We start from the raw sequence: 21,037 nt of genomic DNA, 5'->3' as shown, positions 1-21,037 counted from the left end.
GAGATTTGAGGAGCAATCATGCCCCGTCCCACGAAGGGTGCCCGCCTCGGCGGTGGCCCGCACCACGAGCCGCTGCTGCTCGCCGGCCTGTGCCGCGAGCTGTTCACCTACGGCCGCATCACCACGACCGAGGCCAAGGCCCGTCGGATGCGCCCGCTGGCCGAGCGCCTCATCACCAAGGCGAAGGTCGGCGACATCCACAACCGTCGCATCGTCCGCAAGACGATCACCGACGTCTCCGTGCTGCACACCCTCTTCACCGAGATTGCGCCGCGCTACGAGAACCGCCCGGGTGGTTACACCCGTATCACCAAGATCGGTCCCCGTCGTGGCGACAACGCCCCGATGGCCGTGATCGAGCTGGTCGAGGCGCTGACCGTCGCGCAGACCGCTGTCGGCGAGGCCGAGGGCGCCACCAAGCGCGCCGTCAAGGAGGCCGACGCCAAGGTCGAGGCCACCGAGACCGAGGTCGTCGCTGACGAGGTCGAGGCCGACAAGGCCTGACACCTTTAGGTGTTCGTTCGGGCCCGCTTCCCGCCCCCTCTATTTCAGGGGTGCTTGGGGAGGCGGGCCCGTTCCTTTCTGTCTGGAGTAGATGTGCAGAACGACTGCGCCGAGCAGCCCCCGGTCAAGGACGGTCCGGCGGACGGCCGTGTCCGGATCCGGCTCGACCTCGCCTACCAGGGCGCGGAGTTCGCCGGCTGGGCGCGGCAGCCCGGCCGGCGCACCGTCCAGGACGAGCTGGAGAGCGCCCTCCAGGTGGTCACCCGCAGCCCCGAGCTGTTCCCGCTCACCGTGGCGGGCCGGACCGACGCCGGGGTGCACGCCCGGGGCCAGGTCGCGCACGTCGACCTGCCGGTCGAGCTGTGGGCCGCGCACCGCGAGAAGCTGCTCCGCCGGCTGGCCGGGCGGCTGCCCGCCGACATCCGGGTGTACCGGCTGACCGAGGCGCCGGCAGGCTTCGACGCCCGGTTCGCCGCGATCTGGCGCCGGTACGCGTACCGGGTCGCCGACCAGCAGGGCGGGGTGGACCCGTTGCTGCGGGGTCATGTGCTGTGGCACGACCGGCCGTTGGACGTCGAGAAGATGAACGAGGCGGCCCGGCTGCTGCTCGGCGAGCAGGACTTCGCCGCGTACTGCAAGAAGCGCGAGGGCGCGACCACCATCCGTACCCTGCTCGAACTGCGCTGGGACCGCGTCCCGGTGGACCCGTACGCGGCCCAGGAGGGCACCATGGCGGTCGCCACGGTGCGGGCGGACGCGTTCTGCCACAACATGGTGCGCGCGCTGGTGGGGGCCATGCTGCTGGTCGGCGACGGCCACCGGCCGGTGGAGTTCCCCGGCCAGGTGCTGGCGGGCCGGGTACGGCACTCGGCGGTCAACGTGGTCCGGCCGTACGGGCTGACGCTGGAGGAGGTCGGCTACCCGGCCGACGACCGGCTCGCCGAACGGAACCGCGTCTCGCGGCAACTGCGGTCGCTTCCCGGGCAGACATAAAGGGTTTTGGTCCGTAGCGACACGCTTGGCACAATTCCTGCCATGGGACACGTCGAGATTTCGCACCTGGAGTACTACCTGCCGGACGGGCGGGTGCTGTTCGACGACGCGTCCTTCCGGGTCGGCGAAGGGTCCGCCATCGCACTGGTGGGGGCCAACGGGGCCGGTAAGACCACGCTGCTGCGCATGATCGCGGGGGACACCCAGCCGCACGGCGGCTCGGTGACGGTGAGCGGTGGGCTGGGCGTGATGCGCCAGTTCGTCGGGACCACCGGGCGGGAGGACCAGCGGGAGACGCCGGGGGCGCTGGCCGCCGACGCGTCGGTGCGGGACCTGCTGGTGTCGGTGGCACCGCCGCGGATCGCGGTGGCCGCGAAGGCGGTGGACGCCGCCGAGCTGGCGATGATGGCGCAGGACGACGAGAAGTCGCAGATGGCGTACGCCCAGGCGCTCTCGGACTGGGCCGACGTGGACGGCTACGACTACGAGACGGTCTGGGACGTCTGCACCATGGCCGCGCTGGGGATGCCGTTCGACCGGGCCCAGTTCCGTGGTCTGAACACGCTCTCCGGCGGTGAGCAGAAGCGGCTGGTGCTGGAGGCGCTGCTGCGCGGCCCCGAGGAGGTGCTGCTGCTCGACGAGCCGGACAACTACCTCGACGTGCCGGGCAAGCGCTGGCTGGAGGAGGCGATCCGGGCCACGCCGAAGACCGTGTTGTTCATCTCACACGACCGGGAGCTGCTGTCCCGGGCCGCCGACAAGATCATCAGCGTCGAGACCGGTTTCGGTGGCGGCGGCAGCAGTGTCTGGGTGCACGGTGGCGGCTTCGAGTCGTTCCACGACGCCCGCAAGGAGCGGTTCGAGCGCTTCGAGGAGCTGGGCCGCCGGTGGGACGAGGAGCACGCCAAGCTGAAGAAGCTGGTGGTGAACCTCCGTCAGGCCGCCTCGATCAGCCATGCGCTGGCCACTCGGTACGCGGCCGCGCAGACCCGGCTGAAGAAGTTCGAGGAGGCCGGCCGGCCGGAGGAGCCGCCGCGCGAGCAGAACATCACCATGCGGCTGAAGGGCGGCCGGACGGGTGTCCGGGCGCTGACGATCGAGCAGCTCGAACTGAGCGGCCTGATGAAGCCCTTCGACCTGGAGGTCTTCTACGGCGAGCGGGTCGGCGTGCTGGGCTCGAACGGCTCCGGCAAGTCGCACTTCCTGCGGCTGCTGGCGGGCGACGAGACGGTGAAGCACAACGGCGCGTTCCGGCTCGGCGCCCGGGTGGTGCCGGGCCACTTCCGGCAGACCCACGCCCACCCTGAGCTGCTCGGACGGACCGTCAGGTCGATCATCGAGGAGGAGCACGCGCTCAGCCGCGGCGCCGCGATGGGCGCGCTGCGCCGGTACGAGCTGGACCGGCAGGAGGAGCAGAAGTTCGAGTCGCTCTCCGGCGGCCAGCAGGCCCGGCTGATGATCCTCAAGCTGGAACTCACGGGTGTCACCGCGCTGCTGCTGGACGAGCCGACGGACAACCTGGACCTGGAGAGTGCCGAGGCGCTCCAGCAGGGCCTGGAGGCCTTCGACGGCACCGTGCTGTGTGTCACCCACGACCGCTGGTTCGCCAAGACCTTCGACCGTTTCCTGGTTTTCGGGGCCGACGGACGGGTCTACGAGTCCCTCGAACCGGTCTGGGACGAGACCCGGGTGCAGCGTGACCGCTAGCCCGGCCGGGCGTTTTTGACCCGCACGGAGCTGCCCGGTAGGCTGGGCCCTTGTTGTGCGTATTGGCTCGCTCCATCTCACGTGAGAGGTCGGTACGCCGGAGTTACCCAGGCCGATGACCAGCGGCTCCCCCTTGAATTGCGTCCAAGCGGGACCAGGCTGATCTCTCGTCCGGGTGCTCCTGTCAGGACTCACTCACTGAAAAGCGAAGGCTACGACCGTGCGTACGTACAGCCCCAAGCCCGGCGACGTCCAGCGTCAGTGGCACATCATCGACGCGCAAGACGTCGTGCTCGGCCGCCTGGCCTCCCAGGTCGCCAACCTCCTCCGGGGCAAGCACAAGGCGATCTACGCGCCGCACGTTGACACTGGTGACTTCGTCATCATCATCAACGCGGACAAGGTGCACCTTTCGGGTAACAAGAAGACCCAGAAGATGGCCTACCGCCACAGCGGTTTCCCGGGCGGTCTCCGCGCGGTCCGCTACGACGACCTCCTGGACAAGAACCCGGAGAAGGCCGTCGAGAAGGCCATCAAGGGCATGATCCCCAAGAACAGCCTGGGCCGCCAGATGCTCTCCAAGCTGAAGGTCTACTCGGGCGACCAGCACCCGCACGCTGCGCAGCAGCCGGTGCCGTTCGAGATCACCCAGGTCGCGCAGTAATTCCGGCCACCAAGCCCCATCACTGAGAAGCTGAGGAACACCGTGGCCGAGACTGCCATCGAGAACACCCTTGAGGTTGAGTTCGACGAGACCGTCGAAGAGTTCACCTCCGAGGAGAGCTACACCTCCGAGTCGCTGGCCGGTCGCTTCGGCGAGGCCATCCCCGGCGCCGGCCTCGGCCGTCGCAAGGAGGCCATTGCCCGCGTCCGGATCGTTCCGGGCACCGGCAAGTGGAAGATCAACGGCCGCACCCTGGAGAACTACTTCCCCAACAAGGTGCACCAGCAGACCGTGAACGAGCCCTTCAAGCTCCTTGAGCTCGATGGCCGTTACGACGTTGTCGCCCGCATCTCGGGTGGCGGCGTCTCCGGTCAGGCCTACGCGCTGCGCCTCGGCGTCGCCCGTGCGCTGAACGAGGCGGACGTGGACAACAACCGCGCCGCGCTCAAGAAGGCCGGTTTCCTGATGCGTGACGCGCGTGCCGTCGAGCGCAAGAAGGCCGGTCTCAAGAAGGCCCGTAAGGCCCCGCAGTACAGCAAGCGCTAAGCACCTCGACCGGGGGGCGTACCATCTCGATGGTTCGCACCCCCGGGGTGTGCTGCAACACCCCGGAGCACTCCGTGTGCTCCGGGGTGTGTTGTTTTTCTCTCCCCGTACGCCTGTGCGGAGGCCGGGGAGACGCGAGAGATTTCTTGCCTGTGGAACGGCGACGGAGGACGGAAACTGTGGGACGACTCTTCGGTACGGACGGCGTGCGCGGTGTGGCCAACCAGACCCTGACGGCCGAGCTGGCGCTCGGTCTGTCGGTGGCGGCGGCCCATGTACTCGGTGACGCGGGGGCCTTCGACGGCCACCGGCCGGTCGCCGTGGTCGGGCGCGACCCCCGGGCGTCCGGGGAGTTCCTGGAGGCCGCCGTGATCGCCGGTCTGGCCAGCGCGGGCGTGGACGTCCTGCGGGTGGGCGTGCTGCCCACCCCGGCTGTGGCGTATCTCACCGGCGCGCTCGGCGCGGACTTCGGCGTGATGCTGTCGGCCAGTCACAACGCGATGCCCGACAACGGCATCAAGTTCCTGGCCCGCGGCGGGCACAAGCTGGACGACGCGATCGAGGACGCGATCGAGGCGCACTACCACCGCTACGGGGTCGGCTCGAACGAGGACTGGCAGCGCCCGACCGGCGCGGCCGTCGGCCGGGTCCGGCAGTACACCGAGGGCTTCGACAAGTACGTCGCGCACCTGGTCGCCGTGCTGCCGAACCGTCTTGACGGTGTGAAGGTCGTCATCGACGGCGCGCACGGTGCGGCCGCCCGGGTCGCCCCCGAGGCGTTCGCCCGGGCCGGGGCCGAGGTGGTTTACACGCTCGGCGCCGAGCCGAACGGTCTGAACATCAACGACGGCGTCGGCTCGACCCACCTGGACAAGCTCCAGGTCGCGATGCGCGAGCACAAGGCCGACCTGGGCATCGCCCTGGACGGCGACGCCGACCGCTGCCTGGCCGCCGACGCGGACGGCAACGAGGTGGACGGCGACCAGATCCTGGCCATCCTGGCCGTCGCCATGAAGGAGGCCGGCACGCTGCGCCGGGGGACCGCGGTGGCCACCGTGATGTCCAACCTCGGCTTCAAGCTGGCGATGGAGCGCGAGGGCATCGAGCTGGTGCAGACCGCGGTCGGTGACCGGTACGTGCTGGAGGAGATGAAGCAGCACGGTTTCGCGCTCGGCGGTGAGCAGTCGGGCCACGTGATCCTGCTCGACCACGCGACCACCGGCGACGGCACGCTGACCGGCCTGATGCTCGGCGCGCGGCTGGCCGCCACCAAGCAGCCGCTGGCCGACCTGGCCGCCGTGATGACCCGGCTGCCGCAGCTGCTGATCAACGTCAAGGGCGTGGACCGGACGAAGGTGAACAGCTCGGCCGAGCTGGCCGCCGCGGTCGGCGAGGCCGAGGCCGAACTCGGCGCCACCGGGCGGGTGTTGCTCCGTCCGTCGGGGACCGAGCCGTTGGTCCGGGTGATGGTGGAGGCCGCCGACCAGGTGCAGGCGCAGGCGATTGCCGAGCGGCTGGCCGAGGCCGTACGCACCCACCTGGGCTGATTCGCCGTCAGAGGGCGGTCGGCCGTTGGGCACAGTTGCATTCCGGTATGACAAATGGTTGGCCCGGGCCTTGGTGTGGCCATGGAACCATCACATTTTCCGGATATCATCTGGACGCATTGGCTTAAAGGTGGCGGAGGCTCAAATGACCGACGGGCAGCAGCAGGAACAGCTGGAGGGGCCCGGGTCGGCGGGTGACCCGCCGGCCGGTCGGCCACCGCTGTCCGGCCGGCCCGCGGCCCCGGGGCGCGGCAATCCGCAGGCACCGTCCCCGTCCAGGTTCCCCGGGGTGGCCGCCACGCCGCCCTACCGGGGCGGCCACAGCCAGGGCGACCGCCCGCAGGCCTACCCGGGCCAGCCGGTCGAGGGCCGGTACGGCCCGTCCACCTTCCGCTCGCCCGACGTCGACGAGCCCGACTGGTCGGCGTTGGCCCAGCAGAACGCGGAGGCGCGCCGCCTCGGCAAGAGTCGGCTGCTGAGGGCTTTCAGCAGCCTCGGAGCGATGCTGGTGATCGGCACGATCGTGGCCGTGTCGGTCTACGTGACGAATGGTCAGCCGCGCGTCCCGGTGGCCGCGGTCCAGACCGCGCCCGCCCCCTCCGCCAGCGCCGCCCCGTCCCCCTCCGCCAGCCGGCCGGCCCTGCCGCCGTCCAAGAAGCCCGAGGAGCTCCTCTCCAAGGGCAGCACGGACAAGGCGACCCTCAACGCGGAGGCGCTGTTCCCGAACGACACCTTCACCGTTCAGGCGCGGACGTACACCAGGGCAGCCGTCGACTTCAGCGGTAGCTGCGGCGACTACACGGCCAACGGCCTCGGGCCGATCCTGCGTGACCAGATGTGCCGGGGTCTCTACCGGGCCACGTACACCGCGGACAAGGTTGCGGTCACCCTCGCGGTGGCCGTCTTCGACACCAAGGCGCAGGCGGACAAGGCCGGCAGCGTCTACAAGGGCAACGTCCAGCCCCTCGCCAAGGGCGGGGTGCAGAAGTTCTGCACCGACGTGAAGAGCTGCGCGGTCACGCACGACGCCTTCGGCCGCTACCTGTACTTCACCGTGGCGGGCAGCAAGGACGGCGCTCCGCTGGCCGCCACCGACCCGAGCGGCAAGGACGTCACCAACGCGCTGAAGGCCGTACTGGTCGCCCGGGGGACCGAAGCCGCCAAGAAGACGGGCTGACGACACTCGATGGCGTGGTGGAGGGAAGCGGCGGGCGTGGCACTGTCGGGTGGGCTGCGGCGGGTACGGTTCAGCCCGGCGTGGGGGGCGTCGATGATCTGCGGGCTGGCGCTGGTGATGCTGGTCGGGCTGCTCGCCTTCGAAAGCGAGGACGGCCCCGACCGGACCGGGATGCCCGGTGGCACGCCGACGTCCACCGCGCCGGAACGGCCGAGGGAGACACCCAAGCCCTCCGGCTCCGGCTCCGGCACCGTGACCACGATGGCCGAGCTCCGCGCGCCCAAGGCGCTGCACTTCGGAGTGAGTACGCCCGGGTCGCCGAACGAACCGGAGACCGAGACGGTGGCCACCGCGGCCGGCCGACGGCCCACCGTGCAGGAGTACTTCGTCAACTGGAACCAGGAGTTCGAACCCGACCGGGTGACGGAGTCGTATCGCCTGGGCGCGGTGCCGGTGGTGACCTGGCAGCCCTCGGCCGGCAAGGAGGCGGGGGAGGATCAGCCCACCTATGCCCTGAGGCTGATCGCCTCGGGCGCGCACGACGCCTACATCGCCCGGTTCGCGGACTCGGTCAAGAGCGCCGGGCGGCCGGTGGTGATCCGGTTCGCGCACGAGATGAATGCCGAGTGGTACCCGTGGTCCGAGCAGCACAGCGGCAACCGGCCGGGCGACTTCGTGGACGCCTGGCGGCACGTCTACGACGTCTTCGCGACCCGCAAGGTCGCGAACGCGCTCTGGTTCTGGTGCCCGAACATCCACCGGGGCACCAACAAGCACGAGTTGGCGCGGTACTTCCCGGGCGACAAGTACGTCGACTGGATCGGTATGGACGGGTACAGCGAGAGCGAGACGTCCGCCGGAAAGGTCTTCGACGAGACCTATGAGGACCTGGTCTCGCTCTCCCGGAAGCCGATCTTCATCGGGGAGACCGGCGTCAAGCCGACCCCCAACAAGGCACTGTGGACGGTCGACTTCTTCCGCTGGATCAAGAACCGCCCCCAGCTGGTGGGCTTCTCCTGGTTCCAGCACAGCGACCAGGAGGGCGGCCGCTTCGACTGGCGGTTCACCACCTCGCCCGGCGCGCTGAAGGCCTTCCAGGACGGTCTGGCGGACCAGAACCTGGTGTCCTGGCCGATGAGCTGAGCTCCTCCACCGGGCCGGGGGGTCACTCCTCGCCGGGTGCGGGCTGGATGCGCTCCAGCAGCACCAGCTTGAGGCCGTGCAGCTGCTTGGTGTCGACGGTCTTGAACTGCTGCGTCAGCACGTCCTGGGTGCTCTTCGGCAGCTGGGCGAGCGGGTTGGGCCCGATCGCGGTGCTGACCAGCCAGAGCCGGTCGGTGAAGCGCGCGCACTCCGAAGGGTCGGTGCACTCCACGCCCTGGAAGCGTCCGAGGTCCTCCGGGTAGTACTGGAGCAGGATGTCGGTCGGTGCCTGACGGTCCCTCAGCTCGTAGGCGAGTGCCCGGCGGGCGTTCAGCAGACTGTTGATCACCATGCCGTCGCCGGGCTTCGTCTGGGCGGCGAGCAGGTCGGCGGCGCCCCGGTAGTCGGGTTCGGACTTGAGGTTGTCGCGCAGGGTCGCCATCGTCGGCTGGCCGAGGACGGCGACCCCGCCGAGCAGCGCCACCGCGAGCACGCCGGCCGCCACCCGGCCGACGGCGGACCGGCCGAAGGGGGAGAGCAGCCAGCCGGCCCCGGCGGCGGCCAGCAGCACACACGGCGCCAGGACGAACAGCAGGTAGCGGTCCAGGAAGAGGTGGAGCCGGTCCGCCGTGACGTACGTCAGGACGGGCGGGAGCACGATCCAGCAGACCAGCAGACCGGCGTGGCGCCGGGCGGGCCAGAGGCCGATCACCGCGAGCCCCAGCACGACGGCTGCGGTGGTCCAGGAGCCGAAGAGTTCCTTGGGCAGGTCGGTCAGGTCATCGAGGGTCGGGTTGTTCCAGGCGATCTGCTTGCTCTGGCCGTTGCCCCGCAGCAACAGGGCGGCTATGCCCCCGACCCCGACCAGTGCGGCGAGCGCCCACCGCCAGAACGCGGCGCGCTCGCGGGCGCGCAGGGCGAGGGTCAGTGCGGCGAGCAGGTGGGCGGCCAGCACGAGCAGCGAGACCAGGTGGGCGGCCCCGACCAGGGTCACGCTCGTGGCGTACCAGGCCCAGCGGGCCACCGAGGGCTGCTCCAGGGCCCGCAGCAGCAGCAGGGTGGAGACCAGAACAGCGAGGACCGAGAAGGCGTAGGGCCGAGCCTCCTGGCCGTACCGCGCGACGGCGGGCAGCAGCGCGAACGCCAGGCCCGCGCCCAGCCCGGTCAGGGAGGCCACGAGGCCCGTACCGGAGACGCCGGCCCGGGTCGCCAGCCGGCGGCCGAGCACGGCGGTCACGGCGGCGGCCAGCGCCATCGCCAGAGCGGAGGGCGTGCGCAGCGAGGCGGCGGAGTCGCCGAAGCCGGCGATCCACAGGCGCAGCAGCAGGTAGTACGGCGCGATGACGGCGTCGATGGTGCCGAGCAGCGCTCGCAGGTCCTGGAAGCTCAGGGCGGCGGCCCACCAGCTGGCGTGCTCGTCGCGCCACAGCTGACGGCTGCCGATCCCGTCGAGGCAGCGGTAGAGGGCGACCGCTGCGGGGGGCAGGACGGTGAGCAGCGTCAGGGCCCGCCGCCTCGCCGAGGAGAGGACGGGCTCGGTGGGCTGCGCGGCTTCCGCCGGCTGCCGACGCTCCGGGGGTACGGGGTCGGTGGCCCGCTGCGGTGCGGTGCGGAGCGGCGACTGCTGCATGCTCACTCTGTGTTCTTCCTGCCGTCCGTGGTGGCGTGCCGGGAGTTGACGCTGGGTCAGCCCAGTCCCTTGGCGAGTGTGATCTGTCGGATGCCGTTCGAGAAGGCCCGCAACGACGCGGTGCTCTCGTCGAAGCGCCAGTTGGCCTTGCCGCCCTCGGCGACGTTGCGCTGGAACCAGATGAACCCGATCACGTCCGGCTGCTTGGCGAGCCAGGTGAAGAAGTCCGCGGTCCAGGCGGGCTTGTAGGCAGCGCTGGTCTCACGCCCCGTCTCCGTGATGAGGACCGGCTTCTTGGAGATCTGGCGCAGGGTGTCCAGCGTCGGACCGAAGGTCTCGTCGGCGGTGCGCTCGCGGTTGGTGCCGTAGCCGACCATGCCCATCCAGTCGACGTAGTCGTCACCGGGGTAGAGGTCGGGGATGCTGATGTCCTTCACCGGCCGCAGGATGTTCGGGCTCCAGATCCAGATGACGTTGGTGGCACCCTCCTTGGCGAACACGTCGTGCACGTGGCGCCAGGCCTGCACGTACTGCCCGCGCTGGTTGCCGTTGACCTGTTCGGACCACGGGTACCAGTTGCCGTTCATCTCGTGGGCGAAGCGGATCGCCAGCGGCCACTTCTGGGTGGCGACGCCCTGGGCGAAGGCGCGCAGGTAGTCGTCGTGCTTGCCGTCGATGATGGTGGAGAGGCTGTAGTTCGGCTGGTTGGCCGAGCCCGCCTCGCCGCCGGCCCACGGCTCCCATGCCAGCACCGGCAGGGTCCCGTGGCTGTAGGCCGCGCTGACCGCCTTGGGGTCGAAGTTCTGGTTCCAGCGGACGAAGTACTCGACCATGGTCGGCCAGGCCCCCGAGGACTGCTTGACCTGCTGGAGCTCCTTGCCCGACCAGGGCGCCTCCTTGGTGCTGACCCCGAAGTGCTTGCCGTCCGGTGCGCTGAAGACGCTGCGATCCGGGATCGGAGGCGCCTTCTTCTCCGGCTGGAAGAGCTCACTGAGAGCGGGGACGCCGGCGTTCTGCCCGAGCCCCTCGTACCGGGCACCGTCGTCCGCGACGGCCAGGGCGGCCATCACCCCGTAGGTCAGCACCGAGAGGATGGCGACGTTGCAGACCATCCAGAGCCGGAGCCGCACGCCGGAGCCACGGCTCCACCAGTGCATCTTCTTCGCGCGCCTAGACACTCATCATCACCGAGCCGATCAGAATCGCTCCGCCGAGCAGGTAGGGGATGACGACCTTCGGGCTCCGGGCGCGCTCTCCGGCGAAGCTGTCGTCGCGGGTGCCCCAGGACGCGTTGTGGCCCATCTTGAAGAAGCCGAGCAGGCGGACCGGGAGCAGCAGGAAGGTGTTGATCACCATGAAGATCGGGAGATAGAGCATGTCCGTGGAGCGGTAGGCGAAGTGCCTCCCGAAACGGATGGCCAGGGACACGGTGGAGAGCATGGCCGCCAGGACGAGCAGCGTCAGCAGCGCCTTCCAGTGCTCGACCGGCAGCGGCAGGCCCTCGTACAGGCTGGGGCCAGAGCCGTGCCAGATGGCCACCGCCCAGGACGAGAAGCTGCCCAGCAGCATGAACGGGACCAGGATGTCGACCGTGTAGAAGAGGGCGAGCATCTTGGCCCGGCGCAGCATCCAGGGCAGCATCCGCAGGGTGTTGTACTGGGAGCCGCGGGCCCAGCGGTACTGCTGCTTGGCCAGCTTGCCCAGTGCCAACGGGGCGTCCGTGTACACCAGGGACGTCGACTGGTAGACGGTCTTGTAGCCCTGCTTGAGCGTGTAGTTGGTGAGAGTCCGGTCGTCGCTCACCTCGAGGAACACCCCGAGGAACTTCTCGCTGAGGAAGTCCTCCATGCAGTCCACCAGGATCTGCCGGCGGAAGGCGATGGTCCGGCCCGGGAGGCAACCGACGGTGCCGAGCACGCTCATGGCCGGCAGGGAGTACTGGCAGCGGACGCTCTCCAGCCAGTCCGCCCAGCGGGTGAGCACGGAGCGGCCGGGGTCGAGGATGCGCTGACGGGTGGTCACCCCGCCGACCTCCGCGTCGCGGAAGGGCTTGATCAGTTCGCTCAGGGTGGTCGGGGTCCAGACCGTGTCGGAGTCCACCAGGACCGCGACGTCTCCGGTGCAGACTTCGAGGCCGACCCGCAAGGCGTTGCGCTTGCCGGGGGTCTCGGTCCACTCCCAGTAGACGCCCAGCCGGTCGCAGACCTGCTCGAGCACCTCGTTGCGCTTGCCGTTGATCACCACGACCATCTCGGTCGGCTGTTGCTCGATGATGCGGTCCAGCACCGAGCGGAACAGGTCGGCCGGTTCGTCCACCACCGGAATGATCACGGACGTGGTGGTCGAGTACGGGCGCACCCAAGGCTTGTAACGGCGGGTCAGAACGATCCGGATGAGCCACAGCAGCCATACGACGGACATGAAGACCGCGAACGGATAGATCGTTCCGAAGGTCCACCACTGCTGTATCTCAAGGAGGAAGGCAAGCATTTTTGAGGTGGTCCGTGTCGATTTAGAGGCTGGGAGTGACTGGCATCGTTGATACTACGACCGACACTTGTGCACTATTTCCGACGATTGCTACCAAAGCGGACAGGTCGGAATGTGATTCCGGTCAATCGGGATGTATTCGTGATGCCCCTCGGAGTAAGCCGAGTTGAGCGGACGGACCCCCCTAGAGCTTGCGCAGCAGTGCCCGCCGGACCTTGTGGTCGGCGCCCTTCTGCAGCACCAGGGTGGCCCGGCCGCGGGTGGGCAGCACGTTCTCCACCAGGTTTGGCTTGTTGATGGTGCGCCAGACCTGGCGGCCGTACTCCATCGCCTCCTCCTCCGGCACTTCGGTGAAGCGGCGGAAGTAGGAGTTCGGGTCCTGGAAGGCGGTGTCCCTGAGCTTCTTGAAGCGGGACAGGTACCAGCTCTCGATGTCGTCGGTGCGGGCGTCGACGTAGATCGAGAAGTCGAAGTAGTCGGCGACGGCGAGCCTGGTGCGGCCGTCGGTGCCGGGCAGTGCGGGCTGCAGCACGTTCAGGCCCTCGACGATCAGGATGTCGGGGCGCTCCACGGTGAGGCGCTCGTCCGGCACGATGTCGTAGACCAGGTGCGAGTAGACCGGGGCGGTGACCAGCTCCTTGCCCGCCTTCACGTCCGCCACGAAGCGCATCAGCGCCCGGCGGTCGTACGACTCGGGGAAGCCCTTGCGGGCCATCAGGCCGCGGCGGCGCAGCTCGGCGTTGGGGAGCAGGAAGCCGTCGGTGGTGACCAGCTCGACCCGGGGGTGCTCCGGCCAGCGGGCCAGCAGGGCCTTCAGCAGGCGGGCGGTGGTGGACTTGCCGACCGCCACCGAGCCGGCCACGCCGATCACGAACGGGGTCCGGGTGCGCTCGGTGTCGGGGGTGTCCAGGAAGGTCCCGACGGTGCTGCGCAGCTCGTGGGTGGCGTGGATGTAGAGGTTGAGCAGCCGGGACAGCGGCAGGTAGACGTCCCGCACCTCGTCCAGGTCGAGGGCGGTGCCCAGGCCGCGCAGCTTCTCCACCTCCTCGGCGGTCAGCGGCATCGGGGTGCGCTCGCGCAGCGCGCTCCACTCGGCCCGGTCCAGATCCACGTACGGGGAGGGGGTGGGCGTCGCGGGGGCGCCCCTCGTACAGAGTTCGGTCAGCACATGGTCCATTGTGGGCCGTTCCGGGGGTTCGGGGTGCTGTGGTGTCGGTCACCAGGGGGTGGCGAGGGGTTCGGGGGAGCGCCGATATCCTGGCGCGATGTGCGGAATCGTAGGTTATGTGGGTCCTCTTGAGGCCCAGAATGTAGTGATCGAAGGTCTGCGACGGCTCGAGTACCGGGGTTACGACTCCGCCGGTGTGGCCGTTCAGACGCGAGGCGCCGACGGGCAGTGGAGCCTCGCCACGGACAAGCGCGCGGGCAAGCTGGTCAATCTGGAGAAGGCACTGGCGGAGACCCCTCTCCCCGCCGGCACCTCCGGTATCGGCCACACCCGCTGGGCCACCCACGGTGGGCCGACCGACGCGAACGCCCACCCCCACCTGGACGACGCGCGCCGGGTCGCGGTGGTGCACAACGGCATCATCGAGAACTTCGCCCAGCTCCGGGCCGAGCTCGCCGACCGGGGCCACACGCTCCGCTCGGAGACCGACACCGAGGTGGTCGCGCACCTGCTGGGCGAGGCGTTCGCCGGTGACCTGGCCGAGGCGATGCGGGTGGTGTGCCGTCAGCTGGACGGTGCGTTCACCCTGGTCGCGGTGCACGCCGACCAGCCCGGTGTGGTGGTCGGCGCGCGGCGGAACTCGCCGCTGGTGGTCGGGCGCGGCGAGGGCGAGAACTTCCTCGCCTCGGACGTGTCGGCCTTCATCGCGCACACCCGGGAGGCGGTCGAGCTCGGCCAGGACCAGGTGGTCGAGCTGCGCGCGGAGTCGGTGACCGTCACGGACTTCGACGGGGGGCCCGCCGAGGTCCGCGAGTACCACGTGGACTGGGACGCCTCGGCCGCCGAGAAGGGCGGCTACGACTACTTCATGCTCAAGGAGATCGCCGAGCAGCCGAAGGCGGTCGCCGACACCCTGCTCGGCCGGATCGGTGCGGACGGGCAGCTGACGCTCGATGAGCTGCGGATCTCCGACGCCGAGTTGCGCCAGGTCGACAAGGTGGTGATCGTCGCCTGCGGCACCGCGTTCCACGCCGGCATGATCGCCAAGTACGCGATCGAGCACTGGACCCGGATCCCGTGCGAGGTCGAGGTCGCCTCGGAGTTCCGTTACCGGGACCCGATCCTGGACGACCGCACGCTGGTGATCGCGATCTCGCAGTCCGGCGAGACGATGGACACCCTGATGGCGCTGCGGCACGCGCGGGAGCAGGGCGCGAAGGTGCTGGCGATCTGCAACACCAACGGGTCGACCATCCCGCGTGAGTCGGACGCGGTGCTCTACACGCACGCCGGTCCGGAGGTCGCGGTTGCCTCGACCAAGGCGTTCCTGACCCAGCTGGTGGCCTGCTACCTGGTCGCGCTGTACCTGGGCCAGGTGCGCGGCACCAAGTGGGGCGACGAGATCCAGAGCGTCATCCAGGAGCTCCGCGAGGCTCCCAAGCAGGTCGAGCAGGTGCTCCGGACCATGGAGCCGGTGCGCGAGCTGGCCCGGTCCCTGGCGGACGCCAAGTCGGTGCTCTTCCTCGGTCGGCACGTCGGCTACCCCGTGGCGCTGGAGGGTGCGCTCAAGCTCAAGGAGCTGGCGTACATGCACGCCGAGGGCTTCGCGGCGGGCGAGCTCAAGCACGGCCCGATCGCGCTGATCGAGGAGGGCCTGCCAGTGGTCGTGGTGGTGCCCTCGCCGCGCGGCCGGTCGATCCTGCACGACAAGATCGTCTCCAACATCCAGGAGATCCGGGCCCGTGGCGCCCGGACCATCGTGATCGCGGAGGAGGGTGACGAGGCGGTCGCCCCGTACGCCGACCACCTGATCCGGATCCCGGTCACGCCGGTGCTGCTGCAGCCGCTGGTCTCGACGGTGCCGCTGCAGGTCTTCGCCTGCGAGCTGGCCACCGCCAAGGGCCACGAGGTGGACCAGCCCCGCAACCTGGCGAAGTCCGTCACGGTGGAGTGAGACAGGTCGCTCCCCTGGGGTGCTTCGTCACCTCAGGGGAGCGGTGTCCAGGGCGAAGGAGAACGGGGCGGGCAGGTCGAGCGGCTTGCCGAACGGGACCTTGGTGAGGGCGGCGTAGTCGCCGTTCACCGGGTCGGTGAAGAGCACGGCCTCGGCGCGGGTCCGGTCGATCAGCAGGTAACAGGGGATCAGGCCGGCTGCGTAGCCGCGCCGTTTGGCGTCCCGGTCCTTGGTGGGGTTGCTGGAAGTGATCTCGAAGACCAGCAGGACGCCGGTGGTGTCGGCCCAGGGCTCGGAGTCGTGGAAGTGGCCGACCGGGCTGACAGTGCCGTCCGGGACGAAGTGGCCGAGGGGGGTGATCAGGCCCTTGGTGCCGGCGATGTCGAAGTCCGCCGCCGACTCGCGGATGAACTGTCGGATCAGCGAGGCGAATGTCGTCTCGTGCGAACCGTCCGGCGGTGGGGTCACGATGATCTCCCCTTCGATGAGCTCTGCCTTGTAGCCCAGCGGTGTCTCAAGGCTGAGGAAGGTCTGCAGGAGATCGTCCTCGGGCAGCGGATGCTCGATGGCTGGCATGGCGACCATGGCCCTTCTCCCTCCTGGTGGGTGCGGTCTGCGCGACACGGTAGGTGGACGGGCCGTCACCCGGAGGGGATCGAAGCGGTTCTCACTCGAAAGTGTGCCGTAAGGTCCGGGCAGCGAGGGAGAGGAGCCGAGCGCGGTGATTGTCGGGGTCGGGATCGACGTGGCGGAGATCGAGCGGTTCGGGGCGGCGTTGGAGCGGACGCCCGGGATGGCGGAGCGGTTGTTCACGCCGGGGGAGTTGCTGCTGCCCAACGGTCAGCGGCGGGGGGTGGCCTCGTTGGCGGCGCGGTTCGCGGCGAAGGAGGCGCTGGCCAAGGCGCTCGGGGCGCCCGGCGGGATGCACTGGACCGACGCCGAGGTGGAGGTCGGGGACTCCGGCCGGCCGTTGCTGACGGTGCGTGGGACGGTGGCGGCGCGGGCGGCCGAACTGGGCGTCAGGTCGTGGCACGTGTCGCTGAGCCACGATGCGGGCGTAGCGTCGGCCGTGGTGATCGCGGAAGGCTGAGCCCGGAGGTTGTCGCATGCGGTACGCCCATACGGTGGAACAGGTACGTGCGGCGGAGGCCGAGGCGATGGCCCGGCTGCCCGAGGGCATGTTGATGCAACGGGCGGCGTACGGCCTGGCGGCCGTCTGCGTACGGCTGCTGGACCGGGTCTACGGCAGCAGGGTGCTGGTGCTGGCCGGGAGCGGCGACAACGGGGGCGACGCGCTCTACGCGGGCGCGCTGCTGGCCCGGCGGGGGGCGCGGGTCCGGGCCTTGCTGCTGTCACCTGAGCGGGTGCACGCGGGCGGACTGGCGGCGCTGCGTGCCGCCGGTGGGCGGGTGACGGTGGATCAGGCGGAGTTCGCCGAGGCTGACCTGGTGCTCGACGGCATCGTCGGGATCGGCGGCCGGGGCGGGCTGCGGCCGGCGGCGGCAGGGTTCGCCGGGATGGCGCGGCGGGGTGCGGTGGTTGCGGTGGACGTCCCGAGCGGGGTGGACGCGGACAGTGGTGAGGTGGCCGGGGCGGCGCTGCGGGCCGATGTGACGGTCTGTTTCGGTACGTACAAGCCGGGGCTGCTGGTCGACCCCGGGGCCTCGTACGCCGGGGTGGTGCACCTGGTGGGGATCGGGCTCGACCTGCCGGAGGCGGCGGTGACGGCCCTTCAGGAGGCGGACGTGCGGCGGCTGCTGCCGGTGCCCGGCGTCGAGAGCGACAAGTACCGCCGGGGTGTGGTCGGCATCGCGGCCGGGTCGGCGAAGTACCCCGGTGCGGCGGTGCTCGCGGTGGCGGGGGCGCTGCGGGGCGGGGCCGGGGCGGTCCGGTACGTCGGTTCCGCGGCGGGCGAGGTGGTGCGACGGTTCCCCGAGGTGCTGGTCAGCGACGGGGACCTGGCGGCGGCCGGGCGGGTGCAGTCCTGGGTGGTCGGGCCCGGTGGCGGCGAGGGGGTCGGCGAGGTGCTGGACCAGGCGCTGGCGGCGGGGGGCCCGGTGCTGGTCGACGCGGACGGGCTGACCGAGCTGGCCCGGCGGGGGCCCGGCGCGGACGTACCGCTGGTGCTCACCCCGCACACCGGCGAGGCGGCCCGGCTGCTCGCCGGGGCGACCGGTCAGGCGCCGCCTGCTGCGGAGGAGCTGGCTTCGACCCGGCTGGCCACGGCGCGGCGGCTGGCGGAGCTGTACGGGGCGACGGTGCTGCTCAAGGGCTCCACCACGGTGGTGGCCGCCCCCGACGGCCGCTGCCGGGTCAACCCGACCGGCACCTCCTGGCTGGCCACGGCGGGCAGCGGCGACGTCCTGGCCGGCCTGCTCGGCTCCCTGCTGGCGGCCGGCCTCACCCCCTTCGATGCCGCCTCGGTCGCTGCCTACCTGCACGGCCTCGCGGGGCGGCACGCTGCGGAGCACCGGACTCCGATCACGGCGCTGGACGTTGCGCAGGCGCTCAACCAGGCACTACCAGGGGCTCGGGGAACTGCGACGCCGACCACGGGAGCGTGATCGCCGCGTGCATGGGGTGACCTGAGCCGTGGCCGGCGTCGCTCACGTGGCGGAGCCGCACACCAGCAGAGCCCGAGCCCCTGGCGTGTGTCACCAGCGCGGGTGCCAAGGGCGGAGACTCGGTCTGGGAGACTGATACGCGATGACGACTGCGAACACGACCGGGACGGCCCTGCTCACCGACGGGGTCCGCGCCGAGGCGACCATCGACCTGGCCGCCCTGCGCGGGAACCTCGCTGCGCTGCGCGAGCGCACCCACGGCCCCGAGCTGATGGCAGTGGTCAAGGCGGACGCCTATGGCCACGGCGCGGTCAGTTGTGCCCGGGAGGCGGTTGCGGCCGGCGCCCGCTGGCTGGGTACGGCGACGCCGGAGGAGGCGCTCGCGTTGCGGGCGGCGGGGATCGGGGCGGACCTGGCCCGGGTGCTGTGCTGGCTGTGGACCCCGGGCGGGCCGTGGGCGCAGGCGCTCCGGGCGGAGATCGACATCTCGGTCAGCGGCCGGTGGGCGATGGACGAGCTGCTCGCCGCCGTCCGGGAGACCGGCATCCAGGCCCGGGTCCACCTGAAGGCCGACACCGGGCTGGGCCGGAACGGCTGCCAGCCCCGGGACTGGCCGGACCTGGTGGCGTCGGCCCGCGCTGCCGAGGCCGAGGGCCTGATCACGGTGGTCGGCCTCTGGTCGCACTTCGCCGCGGCCGACGAGCCCGGCCACCCCTCGATCCGGCTCCAACTGGACGGCTTCGCCGAGGCGGTGGCCTCGGCCGAGCGGGCCGGGCTGCGCCCGGAGGTGCGGCACCTGGCCAACTCGCCCGCGACGCTGCTGCTCCCGGAGTCGTACTACGACCTGGTCCGCCCGGGTCTGGCGATGTACGGGCTCTCCCCGGTGCCCGAGGTCGGCGGACCGGCGGACTTCGGGCTGCGGCCGGTGATGGCGCTGACCGCCAGGCTGGCCCTGGTGAAGCACGTACCGGGCGGACACGGCGTCAGCTACGGGCACCACTACACGACTTCGGGCGAGACCACGCTCGGCCTGGTGCCGATCGGCTACGCGGACGGCATCCCCCGGCACGCCAGTGGCACCGGCCCGGTGCAGGTCGGCGGCAAGTGGTACACGGCGGCCGGCCGGGTGGCGATGGACCAGTTCGTGATCGACCTCGGCGGGGACACCGCCCGGGCGGGCGACGAGGTGCGGCTGTTCGGCAACGGTGAGCACGGCGAGCCGACCGCCGAGGACTGGGGCCGGGCCTGCGGCACCATCTCGTACGAGATCGTCACCCGGATCGGCGCCCGGGTGCCGCGTCGCTATCTCGGGGCGTCGTCGTGACCGAGAAGACGCCGGGTGTGGGCCGGGCTGCCGGACTGATCGGGATCTCGGTCGGTCTGCTGGCCGCCGGTGCGGCGGCCGGCGTCGCGGTGGAGCGGCTGGCGGTGGGTCGGGCGACCCGGCGCCGGGCACAGGAGGAGCTGGACGCGGCGGCTCCGTACGGGTCGCTGCGCGGCCGTCCGGTCAGGGTGGCGGCCGCCGACGGGACCGAGCTGTACGTCGAGCTGGACGGGGTCGAGGACGCGCCGCTCACGGTGGTGTTCAGCCACGGGTACTGCCTGAACCAGGACAGCTGGCACTTCCAGCGCGCCGCGCTGCGCGGCAGCGCCCGGCTGGTGTTCTGGGACCAGCGCAGCCACGGCCGGTCCGAGCGCTCGCGCTCGTACCTGGCGGGGGAGCCCGCGAGCATAGACCTGCTGGGCGCCGACCTGAAGGCGGTGCTGGACGCCGTCGCGCCGACCGGGCCGCTGGTGCTGGTCGGGCACTCGATGGGCGGGATGACCGTGATGGCGCTGGCCGAACAGGAGCCGGAGCTGTTCCGGGACCGGGTGGCCGGGGTCGCGCTGGTCGGCACCCTGGCGGCGGGCTGGGACTCCGTCACGCTGGGCCTGCCCGCCGCCCTGGCGAAGCCGATGAAGCGGCTGGCGCCCGGGGTGGTGAAGCTGTTGGGCCGTCAGGCGGGCCTGGTGGAGGCGACCCGGAAGTTCGGGGCCGATGTGACGGCGGTGTTCTACCGGCGGTACTCGTTCGGGAGCGCGGACGTCGACCCCGGGGTGTCCCGGTTCGCCGAGCAGATGCTGGACGCCACCCCGTTCGACGTGGTGGCCGAGTTCTACCCGGCGTTCAGCGCGCACGACAAGCTGGCCGCGCTGGCGGCGATGGCCGGGCGGCCCGCACTGGTGCTGGCCGGGACGAAGGACCTGCTGACCCCGCCCGAGTACAGCGAGGCGATCGCGGCCGCGTTGCTCGGTGCGGAGCTGGTGCTGGTGCCGGACGCGGGGCACCTGGTGATGTTGGAGCGGCCGGAGCTGGTGGACCGTCACCTGACGGAGCTGCTGGCCGCCGCCGGAGCGAAGGAGTGACCGCGGTGATCACAGTGGAGACCCCCGAACGGATGAACCGGCTCGGGCGGGCGCTGGCGGGCGTACTGCGCCCCGGCGACCTGGTGCTGCTCTCCGGCGAGCTGGGCGCGGGCAAGACCACCCTGACCCGGGGGCTCGGCGAGGGCCTCGGGGTGCGCGGCGCGGTCACCTCGCCGACCTTCGTGATCGCCCGGGTGCACCCCTCGCTGACCAGGGGACCGGCGCTGGTGCACGTGGACGCGTACCGGCTGGGCGGCGGCCTGGACGAGATGGAGGACCTCGATCTCGACGTCTCGCTGCCGGAGTCGGTGGTGGTGGTCGAGTGGGGTGAGGGCAAGGTCGAGCAGTTGACGGACGATCGGCTGGAGGTCCGGATCGAACGGGCGATCGGCGACGCGGCCGAGGACGACTCCGACCCGCGCCAGGTCCGGCTGACCGGGATCGGCCCGCGCTGGGCCGACGTCGACCTGGCCGGGCTGGCCACGGTCTGAGACCCTCCGGCAATTGGGGGGCGGAGGGTCTGAGTTTCCGACGGAGTGTCGGC

Annotated in this window: 19 protein-coding genes; 14 read left to right on the top strand and 5 right to left on the bottom strand. The window is 70.8% G+C overall.

The genetic code is table 11. The features are described from left to right. Positions 1-18 precede the first annotated feature (18 nt). The 8 genes from rplQ (at position 19) to ASC99_RS12460 (ending at position 8,281) form a co-directional block, all read left to right on the top strand. Complete coding sequence (gene rplQ, locus ASC99_RS12495; protein ID WP_057231296.1) at positions 19-504, top strand: 50S ribosomal protein L17; 486 nt, start codon at positions 19-21, stop codon at positions 502-504. Between the two features lie 93 nt (positions 505-597). Continuing rightward, the gene (gene truA, locus ASC99_RS12490) at positions 598-1,497 is read left to right on the top strand and encodes a tRNA pseudouridine(38-40) synthase TruA (protein ID WP_057231294.1); all 900 of its coding nucleotides are present in this window, start codon (positions 598-600) and stop codon (positions 1,495-1,497) included. Positions 1,498-1,539: 42 nt separating this feature from the next. After that, positions 1,540-3,204, top strand: coding sequence for an ABC-F family ATP-binding cassette domain-containing protein (locus ASC99_RS12485; protein ID WP_057231292.1), 1,665 nt, complete (start codon positions 1,540-1,542; stop codon positions 3,202-3,204). A gap of 220 nt (positions 3,205-3,424) precedes the next feature. Then, entirely contained in the window at positions 3,425-3,868 is a 444-nt protein-coding gene (gene rplM, locus ASC99_RS12480) for a 50S ribosomal protein L13 (RefSeq protein ID WP_057231290.1), read from the top strand. A 42-nt stretch (positions 3,869-3,910) separates the two neighbouring features. Then, the gene (gene rpsI, locus ASC99_RS12475) at positions 3,911-4,414 is read left to right on the top strand and encodes a 30S ribosomal protein S9 (RefSeq protein ID WP_057231288.1); all 504 of its coding nucleotides are present in this window, start codon (positions 3,911-3,913) and stop codon (positions 4,412-4,414) included. A 179-nt stretch (positions 4,415-4,593) separates the two neighbouring features. Beyond that, positions 4,594-5,961, top strand: a complete 1,368-nt coding sequence (glmM, locus tag ASC99_RS12470; protein ID WP_057231286.1) for a phosphoglucosamine mutase — start codon at positions 4,594-4,596, stop codon at positions 5,959-5,961. Positions 5,962-6,106: 145 nt separating this feature from the next. Beyond that, the gene (locus tag ASC99_RS12465) at positions 6,107-7,138 is read left to right on the top strand and encodes a hypothetical protein (RefSeq protein WP_057231284.1); all 1,032 of its coding nucleotides are present in this window, start codon (positions 6,107-6,109) and stop codon (positions 7,136-7,138) included. Between the two features lie 36 nt (positions 7,139-7,174). Then, complete coding sequence (locus ASC99_RS12460) at positions 7,175-8,281, top strand: glycoside hydrolase family 26 protein (RefSeq protein WP_057231282.1); 1,107 nt, start codon at positions 7,175-7,177, stop codon at positions 8,279-8,281. A gap of 22 nt (positions 8,282-8,303) precedes the next feature. On the opposite strand, the gene ASC99_RS12455 is transcribed toward ASC99_RS12460, so the two are convergent. From ASC99_RS12455 to coaA, 4 genes are all read right to left on the bottom strand, one after another. Next, positions 8,304-9,917 carry a hypothetical protein gene (locus tag ASC99_RS12455; RefSeq protein ID WP_057240913.1) on the bottom strand — a complete coding sequence of 538 codons (1,614 nt, stop codon included), beginning with the start codon at positions 9,915-9,917 and terminating at the stop codon, positions 8,304-8,306. Positions 9,918-9,967: 50 nt separating this feature from the next. After that, the gene (locus ASC99_RS12450) at positions 9,968-11,089 is read right to left on the bottom strand and encodes a glycoside hydrolase family 26 protein (protein ID WP_157531499.1); all 1,122 of its coding nucleotides are present in this window, start codon (positions 11,087-11,089) and stop codon (positions 9,968-9,970) included. Then, positions 11,082-12,401: a glycosyltransferase family 2 protein gene (locus tag ASC99_RS12445; RefSeq protein WP_057231275.1), complete on the bottom strand. Its 1,320-nt coding sequence runs from the start codon at positions 12,399-12,401 to the stop codon at positions 11,082-11,084. The genes ASC99_RS12450 and ASC99_RS12445 overlap by 8 nt, the downstream gene beginning before the upstream one ends. Before the next feature lie 184 nt (positions 12,402-12,585). Further along, a complete protein-coding gene (gene coaA / locus ASC99_RS12440) occupies positions 12,586-13,578 on the bottom strand; it encodes a type I pantothenate kinase (protein WP_057231273.1) in 993 nt (330 codons plus the stop codon). An 88-nt stretch (positions 13,579-13,666) separates the two neighbouring features. On the opposite strand from coaA, the gene glmS reads away from it, so the two are divergent. Beyond that, a complete protein-coding gene (gene glmS / locus ASC99_RS12435; protein WP_057231271.1) occupies positions 13,667-15,523 on the top strand; it encodes a glutamine--fructose-6-phosphate transaminase (isomerizing) in 1,857 nt (618 codons plus the stop codon). 27 nt (positions 15,524-15,550) lie between these two features. Here the strand turns inward: glmS and ASC99_RS12430 are convergent, their stop codons facing one another. Continuing rightward, on the bottom strand, positions 15,551-16,108 hold the full coding sequence (locus ASC99_RS12430) for a Uma2 family endonuclease (RefSeq protein WP_057231269.1): 558 nt from the start codon (positions 16,106-16,108) through the stop codon (positions 15,551-15,553). A 136-nt stretch (positions 16,109-16,244) separates the two neighbouring features. On the opposite strand from ASC99_RS12430, the gene ASC99_RS12425 reads away from it, so the two are divergent. The 5 genes from ASC99_RS12425 to tsaE all read left to right on the top strand — a co-directional run bounded on the left by ASC99_RS12425 (position 16,245) and on the right by tsaE (position 20,984). Next, entirely contained in the window at positions 16,245-16,613 is a 369-nt protein-coding gene (locus tag ASC99_RS12425; RefSeq protein ID WP_057231267.1) for a holo-ACP synthase, read from the top strand. A gap of 16 nt (positions 16,614-16,629) precedes the next feature. Further along, positions 16,630-18,087: a bifunctional ADP-dependent NAD(P)H-hydrate dehydratase/NAD(P)H-hydrate epimerase gene (locus ASC99_RS12420; protein WP_057231265.1), complete on the top strand. Its 1,458-nt coding sequence runs from the start codon at positions 16,630-16,632 to the stop codon at positions 18,085-18,087. Positions 18,088-18,229: 142 nt separating this feature from the next. Then, a complete protein-coding gene (gene alr, locus ASC99_RS12415; RefSeq protein WP_057231263.1) occupies positions 18,230-19,411 on the top strand; it encodes an alanine racemase in 1,182 nt (393 codons plus the stop codon). After that, positions 19,408-20,493: an alpha/beta fold hydrolase gene (locus ASC99_RS12410; protein ID WP_057231260.1), complete on the top strand. Its 1,086-nt coding sequence runs from the start codon at positions 19,408-19,410 to the stop codon at positions 20,491-20,493. Before alr ends, ASC99_RS12410 begins: the two co-directional genes overlap by 4 nt. Beyond that, positions 20,490-20,984, top strand: a complete 495-nt coding sequence (gene tsaE, locus ASC99_RS12405; protein ID WP_057231258.1) for a tRNA (adenosine(37)-N6)-threonylcarbamoyltransferase complex ATPase subunit type 1 TsaE — start codon at positions 20,490-20,492, stop codon at positions 20,982-20,984. The genes ASC99_RS12410 and tsaE overlap by 4 nt, the downstream gene beginning before the upstream one ends. The last annotated feature ends 53 nt before the right edge of the window (positions 20,985-21,037 follow it).

Source organism: Kitasatospora sp. Root107, from assembly GCF_001424875.1.
In the GTDB taxonomy this organism is placed as follows: Bacteria; Actinomycetota; Actinomycetes; order Streptomycetales; family Streptomycetaceae; genus Kitasatospora.
Note: the sequence above shows the minus strand (reverse complement) of the source record. Positions and strands in the feature narration are given on the sequence as shown.

What these genes read in the sequence shown, in the direction of transcription:
- rplQ (WP_057231296.1), top strand. Translation starts at nt 19, where the DNA reads ATGCCCCGTCCCACGAAGGGTGCCCGCCTCGGCGGTGGCCCGCACCAC.
- ASC99_RS12485 (WP_057231292.1), top strand. Translation starts at nt 1,540, where the DNA reads ATGGGACACGTCGAGATTTCGCACCTGGAGTACTACCTGCCGGACGGG.
- ASC99_RS12465 (WP_057231284.1), top strand. Translation starts at nt 6,107, where the DNA reads ATGACCGACGGGCAGCAGCAGGAACAGCTGGAGGGGCCCGGGTCGGCG.
- ASC99_RS12445 (WP_057231275.1), bottom strand. Translation starts at nt 12,401, where the DNA reads ATGCTTGCCTTCCTCCTTGAGATACAGCAGTGGTGGACCTTCGGAACG.
- coaA (WP_057231273.1), bottom strand. Translation starts at nt 13,578, where the DNA reads ATGGACCATGTGCTGACCGAACTCTGTACGAGGGGCGCCCCCGCGACG.
- glmS (WP_057231271.1), top strand. Translation starts at nt 13,667, where the DNA reads ATGTGCGGAATCGTAGGTTATGTGGGTCCTCTTGAGGCCCAGAATGTA.
- ASC99_RS12430 (WP_057231269.1), bottom strand. Translation starts at nt 16,108, where the DNA reads ATGGTCGCCATGCCAGCCATCGAGCATCCGCTGCCCGAGGACGATCTC.
- ASC99_RS12420 (WP_057231265.1), top strand. Translation starts at nt 16,630, where the DNA reads ATGCGGTACGCCCATACGGTGGAACAGGTACGTGCGGCGGAGGCCGAG.
- alr (WP_057231263.1), top strand. Translation starts at nt 18,230, where the DNA reads ATGACGACTGCGAACACGACCGGGACGGCCCTGCTCACCGACGGGGTC.